We start from the raw sequence: 15,539 nt of genomic DNA on the forward strand, positions 1-15,539 counted from the left end.
CCGCTGCGACGTGCGATCCCAGCAGGTCAGGGCCTCGCGAGAGCGATCGCGCGGCCCCCGATTCCGCTAGCCTCACCCTCACACTCGCAGCGTCCACGGAAGGTGTCGTCGTGATCGGCTGGCTAGAAGCGGTGGTTCTGGGGCTGGTCCAGGGGCTCACGGAGTTCCTGCCGATCTCCTCCAGCGCCCACGTCCGCGTGGTCTCCGCTTTCGCCCAGTGGCCTGACCCGGGGGCGGCGTTCACGGCGGTCATCCAGCTCGGCACGGAGGCGGCCGTGCTCATCTACTTCCGCCAGGAGATCTGGGAGATCATCTCCACCTGGACGCGTTCGCTGTTCGTCAAAGACCTGCGCGGGCACTGGGCGGCCCGCATGGGCTGGTACGTCATCGCCGGCACCATCCCCATCGCCGTGCTCGGCCTGACGCTCAAGGACCAGATCGAGACCACGTTCCGGGACCTGCGGCTGGTCGGCACCACGCTCATCGTCTTCGCGATCATCCTGTGGTTCGCCGACCACACCGCGCGCAACAAGCTGACGCTGGAGAAGCACCTCAACGTCACCCACGCGGTCATCTACGGCTTCGCCCAGTCGCTCGCCCTGGTCCCCGGCGTCTCGCGCTCCGGCGGCACCGTGACCGCCGGTCTGCTGCTCGACTACCGCCGCGAGGACGCGGCGAAATACTCGTTCCTGCTGGCCATCCCCGCCGTGCTGGCCTCGGGGGCGCTTGAGCTGACCGAGATCGGCGAGGGCCCGGCCCCCGACTGGGGGCCGACCATCCTGGCCACGCTCATCTCGTTCGGCGTCGGCTACGCGGCGGTCGCCTGGTTCCTGCGCTACATCAGCACCCACCGCTTCACCGGCTTCGTGATCTACCGCATCGTGCTCGGCTTCTTCGTCATCCTGGCCGTCACGCTGGGATGGATTCCCGCTCAGGGCTGAGCGCCGGACGGTAGGTGGCCAGCGTGAACACCAGCGCGACCACGCCGATGGCGACCGCCAGCACGACCACGCCGATCCGCCCGTACGCCTCCAGCGCCACGCCGCCGGCCAGTCCCGCCACCACCAGCCCGAGGTACTGCGCCGACGCCAGCAGGCCGAGGCCGATCGAGACGTTGCCCGGCACCGCCGCGACCGTCCTGAACTGCTGGGCGGGCGCCACCATCCAGCCGCTCGCGCCCCACAGGAAGCCCCACACGAGGGCGACGGGCAGTGCGAGGTTCGCGACGGGGATCAGGGCCATGAACACCAGGACGGCGGTCATGCCCGTGAAGACCATCCGGCGCGGGCCGTAGGCGTCGGTGAGCCGCCCGCCGAGCATGTTGCCCGCGACGCCGCCCAGCCCCCACGCCCACAGCACCGCGGGCAGCGGCAGGTCGAGCAGCGAGCCGATGTAGGTGTAGGCGGTGAACCCGGTGGCGAACACCAGGAGCTGCGTCACCAGCACCGCCACGACCCGCCGGTCGCGCAGCGGCTGCAACCGCTCGCTCAGCCGTCTCGACGCCGCGATCCGCACGTCGGGCACCAGCGCCGCCACGCCGATGAGGCCGAGCACGCCGAGCCCGGCGACCGCCCACAGCGTGGCCCGCCAGCTCACCGCGTCGCCCAGCCACGTGCCGAGCGGCACGCCCAGGGCGGACGACACGGTCAGCCCGCCCATCACCAGCGCAAGCGCGCGGCCGCGCCGCTCAGGGGAGCTGAGCGCGCTGGCGACGGCCGACGAGGTCGGCGTGAACATCGCCGCGCCCGCCGCGGCCACCACCCTGGTCAGCAGGACCAGCGGGTACGTCGGGGCCAGCGCGGCCAGCGCGCTGCCCGCCGTGAAGACCGCCATGGCCAGCAGCAGGAGCGTCCGGCGCGACATGTTCGCGGTGAGGGCGGCCAGCACGGGGGACAGCACGGCGTACGCGAGGGCGAAGACCGTCATGAGCTGCCCTGCCGCCGATCGGGACACCCCGAGGTCGGCGGAAATGGACGCGAGCAGACCGGCGGTGACGAACATGCCGGTCCCGATGGCGAAGTTTCCGGCGGCCAGTGCATAGAGCCGCGAACGCATAGGGCCTCCCCGTACGAAAGTTGGATGCCCATCAAACTGACCTATAGTTGGATTGTTGTCAAACCATGCGACGGAGGTAGGGTTTTCCCATGCGCCTGCTTCCTCAGCCCGCCACGGAGAACATCCAGCTCACCGAGGTGCTGCGGGCGCTCAGCGACCCCGTACGTCTGGAGATCGCCGCCCGCCTGGCCGTCGCCGGACGCATGAGCTGCACCGTCGCCGGAGAGTCCCTCGGGGTGCACAAGTCGACCGCCTCGCACCACTTCCGCACGCTGCGCGAGGCCGGGGTGATCAGCACGGAGCGCGACGGTCGGCAGAAGGTCATGAGCCTGCGCTGGGACGACCTGGAGGCCCGCTTCCCCGGCCTCCTCCCCGCCATCCTCACCGCCGCCTCACTGGAAACCCGCGCCGCCGCCTCCGCCGACTCCGGACCTCGCGAACCCGCCAACTCCGCCGACTCGGGACCGCGCGAACCCGCCGCCTCCGCCCAGTCCGGATTGCGCGAACCCGCCGCCTCCCGCTGACGAGCCACCGCACATGCCCGAGCACAACCCGCACACGCCCACTTCCAGCGAGACCATGAGGGACCTGCCGATCAACAGCGTGCTGCCCGAGCTGCTGAGCGTGCTCGACCGGCACGGCAGCGCGGTGCTGACCGCACCGCCCGGCACCGGTAAGACCACGGTGGTGCCGCTGGCGCTGGCGGAAGCGGGCCTGCGGGTCGTGGTGGCCGAGCCGCGCAGGCTCGCCGTACGCGCCGCCGCCCGCCGCATGGGCGTGAGCTACACGATCAGGGGCGAACGCCACAAAGGCGCCAACCCCATGGTCGAGGTCGTCACCACCGGTGTCCTGCTCCAGCGCCTCCAGCGGGACCAGGAGCTGGCCGGCGTGGACGCGGTCGTCCTCGACGAGTGTCACGAACGCCACCTCGACGCCGACACCGCGCTCGCGTTCCTCCTCGACGTACGCGACACGCTCCGGCCCGACCTGCGGCTGCTGGCGACGTCCGCGACCGCCGACGCCGAGCCGTGGGCGCGGCTGATCGGCGGCCCCGTCGTCGCGGCCACCGGCGCCGCCCACCCCGTGGAGACGATCTGGGCCCCGCCGCCGCGCCCGGTCGCCCCGCCGCACGGCCTGCGCGTCGATCCCGCGCTGCTCGCCCACGTGGCCTCCGTGGTCCGCAGGGCGCTTGCGGAACGCGACGGCGACGTGCTGTGCTTCCTGCCCGGCGTGGCCGAGATCGCCAAGGTGGCCGGGATGCTGGCGGGCGACGCGGAGCAGGTGCTTCAGGTGCACGGCCAGGCGCCCGCCCACGTCCAGGACGCCGTCCTGTCCCCGGGCACCGGCCGCCGGGTGGTGCTGGCCACGTCGGTGGCCGAGTCGAGCCTGACCGTCCCCGGGGTGCGCGTGGTAGTGGACTCCGGGCTGGCCCGCGAACCCCGTACGGACCATGCTCGCGGCCTCGGCTCGCTGACCACGGTCAGGGTCTCGAAGGCGGCGGCCACCCAGCGAGCTGGACGCGCCGGCCGCGAGGCCCCCGGCACCGTCTACCGCTGCTGGAGCGAGGCCGACCACGCCCGTCTCGCCGACCACCCGCGCCCCGAGATCGCCCTCGCCGACCTCACCGGCTTCGCGCTCCAGGCCGCCTGCTGGGGCGACCCCGACGCTTCGGGCCTCGCCCTCCTCGACCCGCCACCGCCCGCCGCGATGTCCGCCGCCGCCCAGGTCCTCCACTCCCTCGGCGCCCTCGAACCCGCAACCCCCACCACCGGCTCCTGCAACGGCGAGCCCCCGGCCGGCGGGTCCGCCGCCGACGCGCAGTCCGACGCGTCCGGCTCTGACGCGCAGTCCGACGCGTCCGGCTCTGACGCGCAGACGAGGGGGACAGCCCCAGCCCCGCGGTCGGGCGGGGCAGTGCCTGGGAAGGCCGCTTTGCGGGTGACCGAGCGGGGGCGGCGGATGGCGTTGGCCGGGGTGCATCCTCGGCTGGCCCGCGTTCTGCTCGATCTCGGCCCCGACGCCGCCGAAGTGGTGGCCCTGCTCTCGGAGCAGCTTCCCCGCGACGCCTCTGACGACCTGGTGGACGTCTGGCGGGCGGCCCGGCGCGGCGGCACCGGCTTCGCCGCCCGCTGGCGTCAGGAGGCCCGCCGCCTCCACCGCACCGCCGCCGAGGCCCAGCACGCTGTCCCCCAGACCGGCGGGGGCTCCGGCGACCGGACCGGTCACGAGGCCAAGGGCCGGTCCGAGGACGAGGTGGCCGGGCTGGCGGTGGCGCTGGCGTTCCCTGAGCGGGTGGCGCGGCGGAGGGGCGGCGGGTACCTCATGGTGTCGGGGACGCAGGCGCAGCTCCCCGAAGGCTCAAGGCTGCAGAGCGCGGAGTGGCTGGCGATCGCGGTGGCCGACCGCCCGACCGGCTCGGCGTCGGCGCGCATCAGGCAGGCCGTGGCGATCGACGAGACCATCGCCCGCCTGGCCGTGGGCACGACGGTCGAGGACGAGGTCACCTGGCGCGTCCCGCCGGGCGAGCGGCGCGGCGACGTGTCGGCCCGCCGGGTGGAGCGGATGGGCGCGATCGAGCTGTCCGCCGCTCCACTCCAGGACGCCGACGTACGCGAGGCCATCCTGTACGGCCTGCGCACCGAAGACGTTCTCACCTGGACAAAAGCCGCCAAAGACCTCAGAGACCGCCTGACCTTCTGCCACCGGGCGATCGGCGCCCCCTGGCCACCGACCGGCTCCATGCAGGACCTCATCGACCTGGCCGACCAGTGGCTGGAGCCGGAGCTGTCCCGCGCCCGCCGCCGCGCCGACCTGGAGCGCATCGACGTGGCCGGCGCGCTCGAACGCCTGATCCCGTGGAGCGAGCGCCTGGACCAGGTCGCCCCCGAACGCATCGAGGTGCCCAGCGGTTCGAAGATCCGCGTGGACTACTCGGGCGAGCAGCCGGTGCTGGCGGTGAAACTGCAGGAGCTGTTCGGCTGGCAGGAGACGCCGCGGATCGCGGGCGTGCCGGTGCTCGTGCACCTGCTCTCCCCGCGGGTCGCCCGCTGGCGGTGACGGCGGACCTGGCGTCGTTCTGGCGCGAGGGGTATCGGCACGTACGTGCGGAAATGCGCGGCCGATACCCTAAGCACCCGTGGCCGGAAGACCCCCTCACAGCCCAGCCGACGCGCCGTACGAAGTGATCGCGGCGGTCCGCGACAACGCCGCCTGGTGCGATCTGATGTGCCGGGCGCACGGCAGGCCCGGCACGTTCGCGGAAAGGGCGTGGACCAACCCCGCGCGCACGCCGCTCTACTACCCCGACGCGGTCACGCTCTCCCCGCTCGCCACGGCCGCCGACGTGCTGCCGCACATCGACGCCGGGTCCGGCGCGTCGGTCAAGGACAGCTTCGCCACGCTCGACCTGCCGGGCTTCGAGGTGCTGTTCGAGGCCCAGTGGATCCATCGGGCCGCGCCCGAGCCGGCTGAAACGTCCTGGCAGGTGGTCGAGGACGCCGCCACGCTCGCCGCCTGGGCGGCCGCCTGCGGCCTGCCCGACCTGTTCCCTCCGGCCCTCCTGACGCCCGCTGCGACCGACGCTGCGACCGACGCTGCGACCGGCGCTGAGACCAGCTCCGGGACCGGCTCCGGGACCGGCTCCGGGACCGGTGCTGCGACCGGCTCCGGGACGACGACCACCATCGTGTACGGCCGCACCGGCGGCGCCATCACCGAGGGCGCGGTGCTCACCTCGACCGGCGACGTCGTCGGCGTCTCCAACGTGTTCGGCCCCGCCTCGGCCTGGGCGGGCGTGACGGCCATGGCCGCCCGCCTCTTCCCCGGCCGCCCGCTGGTCGGCTACGAGAGCGACCCCTCAGACGCCCTCGCCCACGGCTTCACCACGACGGGCCCTCTCCGCATCCTCCTCAAGCCCTGAGGCCGACCGGCCGACCCGGCCGCCTCACGCCCGTGGCAGCGGGCCGGCGTAGCGCGGCGGCTCAGGGCAGAAGGTCGTCGAGGGTCGGGTCGGTGAGGACGTCGTACCGTTCGCCGCCCACCCCCACGTCCTTGAACCCGCTGGACGTGGCGATGCACACCACGGGCCCGTCGAAGTCGCGCCGCAGCCGCCGCCGTCCGGCCAGCCCGGCGGCGCCGGACAGCTCCTGCCACAGCCCGGCCCGCGCCAGGTCGCGCTGGGCCTTGCGCAGGTCCTCGTCGGTGACGAGCACGGCCTCGCCGCCGCTGTCGCGTACGGCCACCACGCCCCGGTGCCCGCCGACCGGACACGCCACCCCGTACGCGTCGGTGGGCCCGATCTCGACGATGGCGGCGGGCAGCCCGGCAGCCAGCGCCTTGGCGTGCGGCCCGCCCGCGGCGGTCTCGCAGGAGAACATGCGCGGCGTCCGGTCCGTCACCCCGAGCAGCCGCAGCTCGGCGAAGCCCTTCCACACGCCGTACAGCAGCTCGGCGTAGCCGGTGGGCGAGAAGACGGCCGCGGGCACGGTGCCGAGCTGCAGGAACAGCTCGTACGCGATGGTCTTGTAGCCCTCGGGCCCGAACGGGTGCCCGGTGTGCGTCACGGTCTGGTTGCTGACGGGGTGGTAGCCGAGCTCGTCCACCACCTGCCGCAGCAGCGGCCAGCGCTTGTCGACGGGCACGGAGACGACTTTGGCGCCGTACGACCGCACGAACTCCTGCACGGCGGGCGGCGCGTCGCCGGTCAGCACGATGGCGGGCAGCCCGGCTCTGGCGGCGTAGGCGGCGGCGGACGCGCCGTGGTTGCCGGAGGAGGCGACGACCACGCCGGGCGCGCCGCAGGCGACGGCGGCGCTGACGGTGACCCGGTTGAGCCGGTCTTTGTGCGACCAGGTGGGGTTGCGTGATTCGTCCTTGATGTAGACGTCACCGAACTCGATCAGCGGCGTGCCGCCCTCGCCCAGGGTGGGCGCGTCGAGCGGCGGCAGCAGCGGCGACCAGCGTGCGATGTCCGGGCCCGGCTGCTGTTCGAAGAGGGTCCTGTCCACCTTCGCGTAGTCGTAGTCGACCTCCACCGGGTAGGCCAGCTCGGCGGTGCTGGTCTTGGGGCACCCGCGGGTCAGCGGCGGGAAGAGCGGGAATTCGGCGGAGGGGTCGCCCAGGGAGCGCTGGCGGAGGGCAAGCGAAGGTCCGTTCACGGGCAAGGACCCTACCGAGCCTCGCAACGATCAGTGAAAAGCTGCACACTCTAGTCATGGTGTGGGCAGGAAGGTCCGCCACCGAGATCGCGGCGGCCGTCAGAAACGGTGACGTCAAGGCCACGACCGTGGTGGAGGAGCACCTCCACGTCATTTCGGCGCGCGACCCCGGCATCGGGGCGTTCCGGCTGGTCAGGGAGCAGGCCGTGGACGAGGCGCGCGCCCTGCAGAAGCGCCGGGACCTGGCCGGGCTGCCGCTGGCGGGCGTGCCGGTGGCGGTCAAGGACAACCTGGAGGTGGCGGGCGAGGCCACGCGAAACGGCTCGACGGCGACGCCCGACGCCCCCGCCCCGCACGATCACGAGACGGTGGCGCGGCTGCGCGCGGCGGGCGCGCTGATCGTCGGGCTGACGAACCTGCCGGAGCTGGGGCTGGTGGCGCTGGGCGACAGCGCGTACGGCGTCGTCCGCAACCCCTGGAACCCCGCGCGCACGGCGGGCGGCTCGTCGTCCGGCAGCGCGGCGGCGGTGTCGGCCGGCATGGTGCCGATCGCGCTCGGCAACGACGGCATGGGCTCCTTACGCATCCCCGCGGCCTGCTGCGGCGTGCTGGCGATCAAGCCGGGCCACGGCCTGGTGCCGCCGCCCGCGAACGACTGGGACGGCCTGACCGAGAACGGCCCGCTGGCAAGGACCGCAGCCGACCTGGCGCTCGCGCTGTCCGTGCTGGCCGGCGACCCGGCGCTCGCCGAGTCGTGGCGCTCCGGCCGCCGCGTCGAGCCGCCGCCGCGCATGCTGCGCTCGGTCTGGGCGGACGACGACGCGGTGTGGGAGCCGCAGCCGCCGCCGGACAGCCCGGAGCCGTTCGATCTGCGGGTGGCGTACGCGCCGCAGCCGCTGCCGCCGGGGATGCGGGTGGACGGCGAGTTCAAGGCCGCGGTACGCGCCGCCGCCGAGACGTTGCGGGTGGCCGGGCACACGGTGGTCGAGCACGAGCGGTCGCTGCCGTTCTGGCTGGGCCCTTCGACGATCGCGACCTGGCTGGTCAGGGCCGCCGAGTCGGCCGAGGGCCTGGACCGGCACCGGCTCGAACCGCGTACGAGGGCGCTGGCCAGGGCGGGCCGGGTGCTGGCCGCGCTCAAGCTGGACGGCGTCAAGGGGCGGGAGCGCTGGAGCGGCTACGGCGCCGACCAGTGGTTCGGCCGCGCGGACGCGCTCATCACGCCCGCGCTGGCCTCGATCCCGCCCAAGGCCGACCGCTGGGGCGAGCGCGGCTTCCTGCGCAACGCCGTCACCAACGTCACCTACGCGCCCGCGGCGGGGCCGTGGAACATGTGCGGCTGGCCCGCCGTCGCCGTGCCGCTCGCCACCCACTCCAGCGGGCTGCCGGTCGCCGTGCAGATCGTCGCCCCGCCGGGCGGCGAGCCACACCTGCTGGGGCTGGCCGCCCAGCTCCAGGCCGCGCACCCGCCGCTGCGCCCGCCGGGCTACGCGTTCTGACCGCGCATTTCGACCGGGCGTTTTGACCGGGCCTTTTGACCGGGCCTTTTGACCGGGTGCTTAGGACACCTCAGATGCCGATGGGGTGCCAGACGGTCTTGGTCTCCAGGAACCTGGTCATCCGCCCGATCCCCGGGTCGGCCGTCCAGTCCTCCTGCACCGGCCGCGCGACCCGCTTGAGGTTTTCGGCCGCCGCCTGCTCGGCGCTCAGCGCCAGATCGGCGTCGGTGACCCCGGTGAGGTCGATGCCGTTGACGTCCATGTGGGCCGCCAGCGGCGGGACCAGCTCGGCGCGCCGCCCGGTGAGGATGTTGACCACGCCGCCGGGCAGGTCGGAGGTGGCCAGCACCTCGGCCAGGGTGATCGCGGGCAGCGGCGCGGGCTCGGAGGCCACGACGACGCAGGTGTTGCCGGTGACGATCACCGGCGCGATCACCGACACCAGCCCGAGCAGCGGATCGTCGGGCGCGACCACGGCGACCACACCGGTCGGCTCGGGCGTGGACAGGTTGAAGTACGGCCCGGCGACCGGGTTGGCACCGCCGTGCACGGAGGCGATCTTGTCGGACCAGCCCGCGTACCAGACCAGCCGGTCGATGGCGGCGTCGACCTGGTCGAGCGCTCCCCTGCGCGCGCCGCCCAGCTCGTCGGCGAACTGCGCGCGCCGCCCCTCCAGCATCTCGGCGACGCGGTAGAGGATCTGCCCCCTGTTGTACGCGGTCGCCCCCGACCAGCCGGGGAACGCCTTGCGCGCGGCCACGACGGCGTCGCGGGCGTCCTTGCGCGAGGCCAGCGACGCGTTGGCGAGGAACTCTCCCTTGGCCGAGGTCACCGGGTAGGACCTCCCACTCTCGGAGCGCGGGAAGGCCCCGCCGATGTACAGCTTGTAGGTCTTTCTGACGGACAACCTACTCATCGCCGCGCCCCCTCCACGTGGACTCCTGCGACATCTGGACGGGCACGAAGACCTGGCCGCACCTGCTGACGCCGCAGCGGTGGGCGTACCAGCCGGTGCGCACGGGACGCCCGGCCCTGGCGTAGGCGTGCCCCCTGGTGGCCTGCGCGCGCAGCTTCCTGCGGCGGGACCTGCGGTGCTCACACGTCAAGGTAGGCCTCCAGCCCGTGGCGCCCGCCCTCGCGGCCGTAGCCCGACTCCTTGTAGCCGCCGAAGGGCGAGGTGGGGTCGAACCTGTTGAACGTGTTGGCCCACACCACGCCGGCGCGCAGCCGGTCGGCCAGCCAGAGGATGCGCGAGCCCTTCTCGGTCCACACGCCGGCCGACAACCCGTACGGGGTGTTGTTGGCCTTCTCGACCGCCTCGGCCGGGGTGCGGAAGGTCAGCACGGACAGCACCGGGCCGAAGATCTCCTCCCTGGCGATGCTGTGGGACTGCGCGACGCCGGTGAAGACCGTGGGCGGGAACCAGTAGCCGCGGTCGGGCAGCTCGCAGGCGGGCGACCAGCGCTCGGCGCCCTCGGCCTCGCCCAGGTCGCTGAGCCTGCGGATCTTGGCGAGCTGGTCGGCGGAGTTGATCGCGCCGATGTCGGTGTTCTTGTCGAGCGGGTCGCCGAGCCGCAGCGTGCCGAGCCGGCGCTTGAGCGCGGCCAGCAGCTCGTCCTGGATCGACTCCTGCACCAGCAGCCGGGACCCGGCGCAGCAGACGTGGCCCTGGTTGAAGAAGATGCCGTTGACGATGCCCTCGACGGCCTGGTCGATGGCGGCGTCGTCGAAGACGATGTTGGCGGCCTTGCCGCCCAGCTCCAGCGTGAGCTTCTTGCCGGTGCCCGCGACGGTGCGCGCGATGATCCGGCCGACCTCGGTGGAGCCGGTGAAGGCGACCTTGTCGACGTCGGGGTGGGCGACCACGGCGGCGCCGGTCTCGCCCGCGCCGGTGACGATGTTCACCACACCGGGCGGCAGGTCGGCCTGGCGGCAGATGTCGGCGAACGCCAGCGCCGTCAGCGGCGTGGTCTCGGCCGGCTTGAGCACGACCGTGTTGCCGCAGGCCAGCGCCGGGGCGATCTTCCAGGCCAGCATGAGCAGCGGGAAGTTCCAGGGGATGACCTGGCCGGCCACGCCGAGCGGCTTGGGCGCGGGGCCGAACCCGGCGTACTCCAGCTTGTCGGCCCAGCCCGCGTAGTAGAAGAAGTGCGCCGCGACCAGCGGCAGGTCCACGTCGCGCGACTCGCGGATGGGCTTGCCGTTGTCGAGCGTCTCCAGCACGGCCAGCTCCCTGGCCCGCTCCTGGATGATCCGCGCGATGCGGAAGAGGTATTTGGCCCGCTCGGTGCCGGGCAGTGCGCTCCAGACGCCGAACGCCTTGCGCGCCGCCTGCACGGCGCGGTCGACGTCGTCGGAGGCGGCGGTGGCGACCTCCGCGAGCGTCTCCTCGGTGGCGGGATTGACGGTCTTGAACGAGGGGCCCGAGCCGTCGACGAACTCACCGTTGATGAACAGCCCGTAGGAGGACTTCAGGTCAACGATGTCGCGCGACTCGGGTGCCGGTGCGTATTCGAACATCGTCTAGTCCAGGGTGAAGTAGTCGGGGCCCGCGTAACGGCCGGTGGCCAGCTTCTCGCGCTGCATGAGCAGGTCGTTGAGCAGCGAGGAGGCGCCGATCCTGAACCAGTCGGGGGTCAGCCAGTCGTCTCCGGCGGTCTCGTTGACCAGCACCAGGTTTTTGATCGCGTCCTTCGCCGTACGGATGCCGCCCGCCGGCTTCACGCCCACCTGGCGGCCGGTCGCGTCGCGGAAGTCGCGTACGGCCTCCAGCATGATGAGCGTCACCGGCGGCGTGGCGGCCGGCGACACCTTGCCCGTGGAGGTCTTGATGAAGTCGGCGCCGGCCAGCATCGCCAGCCAGGACGCCCGGCGCACGTTGTCGTAGGTGGACAGCTCGCCGGTCTCCAGGATCACCTTGAGGTGGGCGGTGCCGCAGGCCTCCTTCACCGCGGCGATCTGCTCGTAGACCTTCATGTACTGCCCGGACAGGAACGCGCCGCGGTCGATCACCATGTCGATCTCGTCGGCCCCCGCGGCGACGGCGAGCTTGGTGTCGCTCACCTTCACCTCCAGCGAGGAGCGCCCGCTGGGGAACGCGGTGGCGACGGAGGCGACCTTGACGCCGGTGCCCTTGAGCGCCTCGGCCGCGACGCCGACGAGGTCGGGGTAGACGCAGACGGCCGCGACGGAGGGCGCGTCGCCTCCGGGGCGGACGGCCTTGGTGCACAGCGCGCGCACCTTCCCGGCCGTGTCGGCCCCCTCGAGGGTGGTCAGGTCGACCATGGAGATGGCCAGGTCGATGGCCTGCGCCTTGGCCGTGGTCTTGATCGATCGGGTGCCGAGCATCGCCGCGCGCTGGTCGGCGCCGACCCGGTCGACGCCGGGCAGGCCGTGCAGGAATGCTCGCAGCGCCGCGTCGGACGAGGCGACGTCGGCAAGCGAGGTAGTCACAGTTGACACCTAGACAGCATCGCCGACCAGGGCCGCCACCTCCAAACCGGGCCGCCTCAGGCCGCGCGGGGCCTGGTCCTAGGTATGCCTGAGGCGGCGGGGCGGGCGACATAGGTATCCCGGGCGCTGCTAAGCGCCGGAGATAAGGCATCCACCCGATGTGGGGGGCCGGGCCTTAGGAGGAGTCTTGAACATGTCAGCGAAAAGCCCGACTTTCAGGAGATTCTCCATGCATCCCGAGATCGAGTTCGAGCTCATGAAGAGCCACGCGAACGAGCTGCGCAGGGCCGCCGACGACCACCGGTGGGTACGCGAGGCCGAGCGCCACAACAAGGCCGAGCGCCGCTCGGTCTTCGGCCGCCGCCGCTCGTCATGACCGCCGCACGAGAGCCCGGCCGCCCCCTCCCACGCGGCCGGGCCTTCGTCCCCATTTGAGGACATCCGTCCTCTTCCCGAGGACATGCCCGATACCCGACTAAAGACGTCGAAAACACCGGATGTGGCGTGACATGCTGGACGACATGCGGGGACGATCGGTCAGTCCCGTCTTCGTCGGGCGGGAAGAGGAGCTGGCAACTCTTTCTGAAAGCCTCGACGACGCAAGGAAAGGCACGGTGACCGCCGTCCTGCTCGGCGGCGAGGCCGGGGTCGGCAAGACCCGGCTCGTGCACCGCTTCGCCGAGCAGTGCGCCGCCGACGGTGCCCACGTGCTCTTCGGCGGCTGCGTCGAGCTGTCGACCGAGGGCCTTGCGTACGCGCCGTTCACCGCCGCGCTGCGCCAGCTCGTCAGGGAGCACGGGCCCGCCGCCGTGACCGGGCTGCTGCCCGACGGCGCCGAACGCGACCTCGCCCGCCTGCTGCCCGAGTTCGGCGAGCCCAGCGGCGACGGCGAGACCGAGACCGGCCGGGCCCGGCTGTTCGAGCAGTTCCTCACCCTCCTCGAACGCCTCGCGGAGAACCGCCCCACGGTCCTCGTCATCGAGGACATCCACTGGGCCGACCGGTCCAGCCGCGACCTCATCGCGTTCCTCAGCCGCAACCTGCACACCACGCAGGTGCTGATGGTGATGACCTACCGCTCCGACGACCTGCACCGCCAGCATCCGCTCAGGCCCGTGCTGGCCGAGCTGGGCCGCGTCCAGGGCGTGCTCCGCCTGGAACTGCCCCGCCTGTCGAGGGACGAGGTCGCCCAGCAGATGACCGCCATCCTCGGCGCCACCCCCGACTACGCCAGGATCGAGAACGTCTACGAGCGCAGCGAGGGCATCCCGCTGTTCGTCGAGGCCCTGCTGGAGAACGGCGAGTGCTCGTTCCCCGACTCCATGCAGGACCTCATCCTCGCCTCCGTCGAACGCCTGCCCGAGGAGACCCAGCGGGTGCTGCGCGTCGCCGCCGCCGGCGGCAACCGGGTCGGCCACGCGCTGCTCGCCGCCGTCAGCGGGCTGTCGGACGTCGAGCTCGAGGCCGCGCTGCGCCCCGCCATCGCGCGCAACGTGCTGCAGATCGCCGACGGCCGCGCCTACGCCTTCCGCCACTCGCTCATCCGCGAGGCCGTGCACGACGAGCTGCTGCCCGGCGAGCACCAGCGGCTGCACGCCAGGTACGCCGAGGAGATCTCCAAGGACCGCACGCTGGTGCCGCCCGGCAGGGCCGCGGTCGAGCTGGCACACCACTGGTACGGCGCCCGCGACGACCGCTGGGCACTGCTGTCGGCCTGGGAGGCGGCGCAGGAGTCGTTCAAGACCTTCGCCTACACCGAGGCCGTGCCGCTGCTCGAACGCGTGCTCATGCTCTGGGACCGGGTGCCGGAGGCGGCCGAGCTGATCGGCGCCGACCACACCGCCGTGCTGGAGCGCGCCTCTGAGGCCGCCAACGCCGGCGGCGACGTGGACAGGGGCGTCAAGTTCGTCAAGGCCGCGCTCGCCGAGCTGGACGAGACCCGCGAGCCCGCCAGGGTGTCGCAGCTCATCGTGCGCAGGGCGGCGTTCAAGAACTCCAAGGGCCAGCTCGGCGTCATCGACGACCTCAGGCACGCGCTGCGGCTCGTCCCGGAGAACACCCCCGAATGGGCCGAGGTCGTCACCCCGCTCAGCCGCCAGCTCATGCTGCGCGGCGAGATCGAGGAGGCCGACCGGCTCCTCGCCGAGGGCCTGCGCTGGGTCAGGGAGCACGACGACCGCTGCCTCGAAGCCGAGCTGCTGATGAACCAGGCGCTCGGCCACTCGCTGCGCGGCCACCTGGCGGCCACGCTCGCACTCAACGAGCGGGCGCTGGCGATCGGGCACGAGGCGGGCAACGTCCGCGTCATCGCCCGCGCCCTCGGCAACAACATGGACACGCTCATCGACATGGGCCGCGCCGACGAGGCGCTGCGCCTGGGCGAAGAGGGCTGGCGCCTCACCAAGAAGTACGGGCGGACGCGCGGCAACGGCCTGTTCATCCTCAACAACCGCGCCGAGGCGCTGGAGTCGCTGGGCCGCTGGGACGAGGCCATCGAGACCGTCGAGACGGCGCTCAGCCTCGGCCCGGTGCTGCGCACCCGCTACGCCCTGCTGCGCGTCCGCGCCGACATCGCGCTGGCCAGGGGCGAGATGCAGCTCGTCGAGAGCCTGCTGTCGGAGATCGGGCTGTTCTCGGCGCGTACGGAGGAGTTCGTCCAGGACGTCATCAGCAACGCCCGCCTGCTCATCGGCTGGCACCTCACCCGGGGCGAACCCGCCGCCGCGCTGGCCGCCGCCGAGCGGATCCTCACCCAGCCCAAGCGGTCGAGCAAGGCCATGCTGAGCTGGCGGCTGCTGTCGCTGCTGCGCACGGTGTGCGACGCGGCCCAGGAGACCGAGCCCGAGCGGACGGCCGCCGTGCGCCGGCAGGCCGCCGAGGTGGCCGCGGAGCTGACCGTGGACGGGCCGGTCGTGGAGGCGTACCGGCTGTCGTACCTGGGGGACTTCGACGCCGCGGCGGACGCGTGGGAGCGGCTGCACCGCCCGCACAACCAGGCCAAGGCCCTGCTCAGGGCCGCCGCGGTGGCCGCGCGCGGCGGCGACAGGGAGGGTGCGGCGACCCGGCTCAAGGCTGCGCTGCCGCTGGCCGAGGCGCTGCGCGCCACCCCGCTGGTGGAGGAGATCGAGACGCTGTGCCGCCGCGTGGGCGGCCTCGACCTGGCACAGGAGCCGTCGGACCTGCTGACGCCGCGCGAGCTGGAGGTGCTGCGCCTGGTCACGCAGGGCCGTACGAACCGGGACATCGCCGCCGAGCTGTTCATCTCGGCGAAGACGGTGAGCGTGCACGTGTCGAACATCCTCGCCAAGCTCGGCGTCACCACCAGGGGCGAGGCGGCCGCCGCTGCGCACCGCCTGTCCCTGCTGTCGTAGCCGTT

At 72.8% G+C, this 15,539-nt stretch carries 12 protein-coding genes and 2 pseudogenes; 8 read left to right on the forward strand and 6 right to left on the reverse strand.

What is annotated here, in order from left to right; translation table 11 throughout:
• The first annotated feature begins 110 nt into the window (after window positions 1-110).
• Entirely contained in the window at window positions 111-941 is an 831-nt protein-coding gene (locus WBK31_RS33090) for an undecaprenyl-diphosphate phosphatase (RefSeq protein WP_364062725.1), read from the forward strand.
• Here the strand turns inward: WBK31_RS33090 and WBK31_RS33095 are convergent.
• Window positions 910-2,055 carry an MFS transporter gene (locus WBK31_RS33095; protein ID WP_364062722.1) on the reverse strand — a complete coding sequence of 382 codons (1,146 nt, stop codon included), beginning with the start codon at window positions 2,053-2,055 and terminating at the stop codon, window positions 910-912. The two genes, WBK31_RS33090 and WBK31_RS33095, sit on opposite strands and share 32 nt — an antisense overlap.
• An 89-nt stretch (window positions 2,056-2,144) precedes the next feature.
• Between WBK31_RS33095 and WBK31_RS33100 the strand changes: the two genes are divergently transcribed.
• The 4 genes and pseudogenes from WBK31_RS33100 (at window position 2,145) to WBK31_RS33115 (ending at window position 5,974) form a co-directional block, all read left to right on the forward strand.
• Window positions 2,145-2,579, forward strand: coding sequence for an ArsR/SmtB family transcription factor (locus tag WBK31_RS33100; protein ID WP_406673673.1), 435 nt, complete (start codon window positions 2,145-2,147; stop codon window positions 2,577-2,579).
• A gap of 13 nt (window positions 2,580-2,592) precedes the next feature.
• Window positions 2,593-4,095: pseudogene (locus WBK31_RS33105) on the forward strand (helicase-related protein); the annotation flags it as partial.
• Between the two features lie 789 nt (window positions 4,096-4,884).
• Window positions 4,885-5,240: pseudogene (locus WBK31_RS33110) on the forward strand (ATP-dependent helicase C-terminal domain-containing protein); the annotation flags it as partial.
• Window positions 5,192-5,974, forward strand: coding sequence for a hypothetical protein (locus WBK31_RS33115; protein WP_406673674.1), 783 nt, complete (start codon window positions 5,192-5,194; stop codon window positions 5,972-5,974). The pseudogene WBK31_RS33110 and the gene WBK31_RS33115, both read left to right, overlap by 49 nt.
• 61 nt (window positions 5,975-6,035) lie before the next feature.
• On the opposite strand, the gene WBK31_RS33120 is transcribed toward WBK31_RS33115, so the two are convergent.
• Complete coding sequence (locus WBK31_RS33120) at window positions 6,036-7,211, reverse strand: pyridoxal-phosphate dependent enzyme (RefSeq protein ID WP_364062710.1); 1,176 nt, start codon at window positions 7,209-7,211, stop codon at window positions 6,036-6,038.
• A gap of 56 nt (window positions 7,212-7,267) precedes the next feature.
• Here WBK31_RS33120 and WBK31_RS33125 point away from each other — a divergent pair, with 56 nt between their 5' ends.
• Window positions 7,268-8,710 (forward strand): amidase, encoded by a 1,443-nt coding sequence (locus WBK31_RS33125; protein ID WP_378786018.1) that lies wholly within the window; start codon window positions 7,268-7,270, stop codon window positions 8,708-8,710.
• Between the two features lie 70 nt (window positions 8,711-8,780).
• On the opposite strand, the gene WBK31_RS33130 is transcribed toward WBK31_RS33125, so the two are convergent.
• The 4 genes from WBK31_RS33130 to deoC are packed head-to-tail and all read right to left on the reverse strand — an operon-like array spanning window position 8,781 to window position 12,163.
• The gene (locus WBK31_RS33130; RefSeq protein WP_364062703.1) at window positions 8,781-9,626 is read right to left on the reverse strand and encodes an aldehyde dehydrogenase family protein; all 846 of its coding nucleotides are present in this window, start codon (window positions 9,624-9,626) and stop codon (window positions 8,781-8,783) included.
• Window positions 9,619-9,816 carry a hypothetical protein gene (locus tag WBK31_RS33135; protein WP_364062700.1) on the reverse strand — a complete coding sequence of 66 codons (198 nt, stop codon included), beginning with the start codon at window positions 9,814-9,816 and terminating at the stop codon, window positions 9,619-9,621. The genes WBK31_RS33130 and WBK31_RS33135 overlap by 8 nt, the downstream gene beginning before the upstream one ends.
• Window positions 9,806-11,230 (reverse strand): aldehyde dehydrogenase family protein, encoded by a 1,425-nt coding sequence (locus tag WBK31_RS33140; RefSeq protein WP_406673675.1) that lies wholly within the window; start codon window positions 11,228-11,230, stop codon window positions 9,806-9,808. The genes WBK31_RS33135 and WBK31_RS33140 overlap by 11 nt, the downstream gene beginning before the upstream one ends.
• A gap of 3 nt (window positions 11,231-11,233) precedes the next feature.
• A complete protein-coding gene (gene deoC, locus WBK31_RS33145; protein WP_364062694.1) occupies window positions 11,234-12,163 on the reverse strand; it encodes a deoxyribose-phosphate aldolase in 930 nt (309 codons plus the stop codon).
• Window positions 12,164-12,392: 229 nt separating this feature from the next.
• On the opposite strand from deoC, the gene WBK31_RS33150 reads away from it, so the two are divergent.
• Both WBK31_RS33150 and WBK31_RS33155 read left to right on the forward strand, forming a co-directional pair.
• Window positions 12,393-12,539, forward strand: coding sequence for a hypothetical protein (locus WBK31_RS33150; protein WP_364062691.1), 147 nt, complete (start codon window positions 12,393-12,395; stop codon window positions 12,537-12,539).
• A gap of 145 nt (window positions 12,540-12,684) precedes the next feature.
• Entirely contained in the window at window positions 12,685-15,534 is a 2,850-nt protein-coding gene (locus WBK31_RS33155; protein WP_406673676.1) for an ATP-binding protein, read from the forward strand.
• The last annotated feature ends 5 nt before the right edge of the window (window positions 15,535-15,539 follow it).

This window comes from Nonomuraea sp. N2-4H (genome assembly GCF_045291505.1).
Taxonomy (GTDB): Bacteria; Actinomycetota; Actinomycetes; order Streptosporangiales; family Streptosporangiaceae; genus Nonomuraea; species Nonomuraea fastidiosa.

Bases quoted from the DNA above. Each gene is read 5' to 3' on its own strand.
- WBK31_RS33095 (WP_364062722.1), bottom strand. From the start codon at position 2,055: ATGCGTTCGCGGCTCTATGCACTGGCCGCCGGAAACTTCGCCATCGGG.
- WBK31_RS33100 (WP_406673673.1), top strand. From the start codon at position 2,145: ATGCGCCTGCTTCCTCAGCCCGCCACGGAGAACATCCAGCTCACCGAG.
- WBK31_RS33125 (WP_378786018.1), top strand. From the start codon at position 7,268: ATGGTGTGGGCAGGAAGGTCCGCCACCGAGATCGCGGCGGCCGTCAGA.
- WBK31_RS33130 (WP_364062703.1), bottom strand. From the start codon at position 9,626: ATGAGTAGGTTGTCCGTCAGAAAGACCTACAAGCTGTACATCGGCGGG.
- WBK31_RS33140 (WP_406673675.1), bottom strand. From the start codon at position 11,230: ATGTTCGAATACGCACCGGCACCCGAGTCGCGCGACATCGTTGACCTG.
- WBK31_RS33150 (WP_364062691.1), top strand. From the start codon at position 12,393: ATGCATCCCGAGATCGAGTTCGAGCTCATGAAGAGCCACGCGAACGAG.
- WBK31_RS33155 (WP_406673676.1), top strand. From the start codon at position 12,685: ATGCGGGGACGATCGGTCAGTCCCGTCTTCGTCGGGCGGGAAGAGGAG.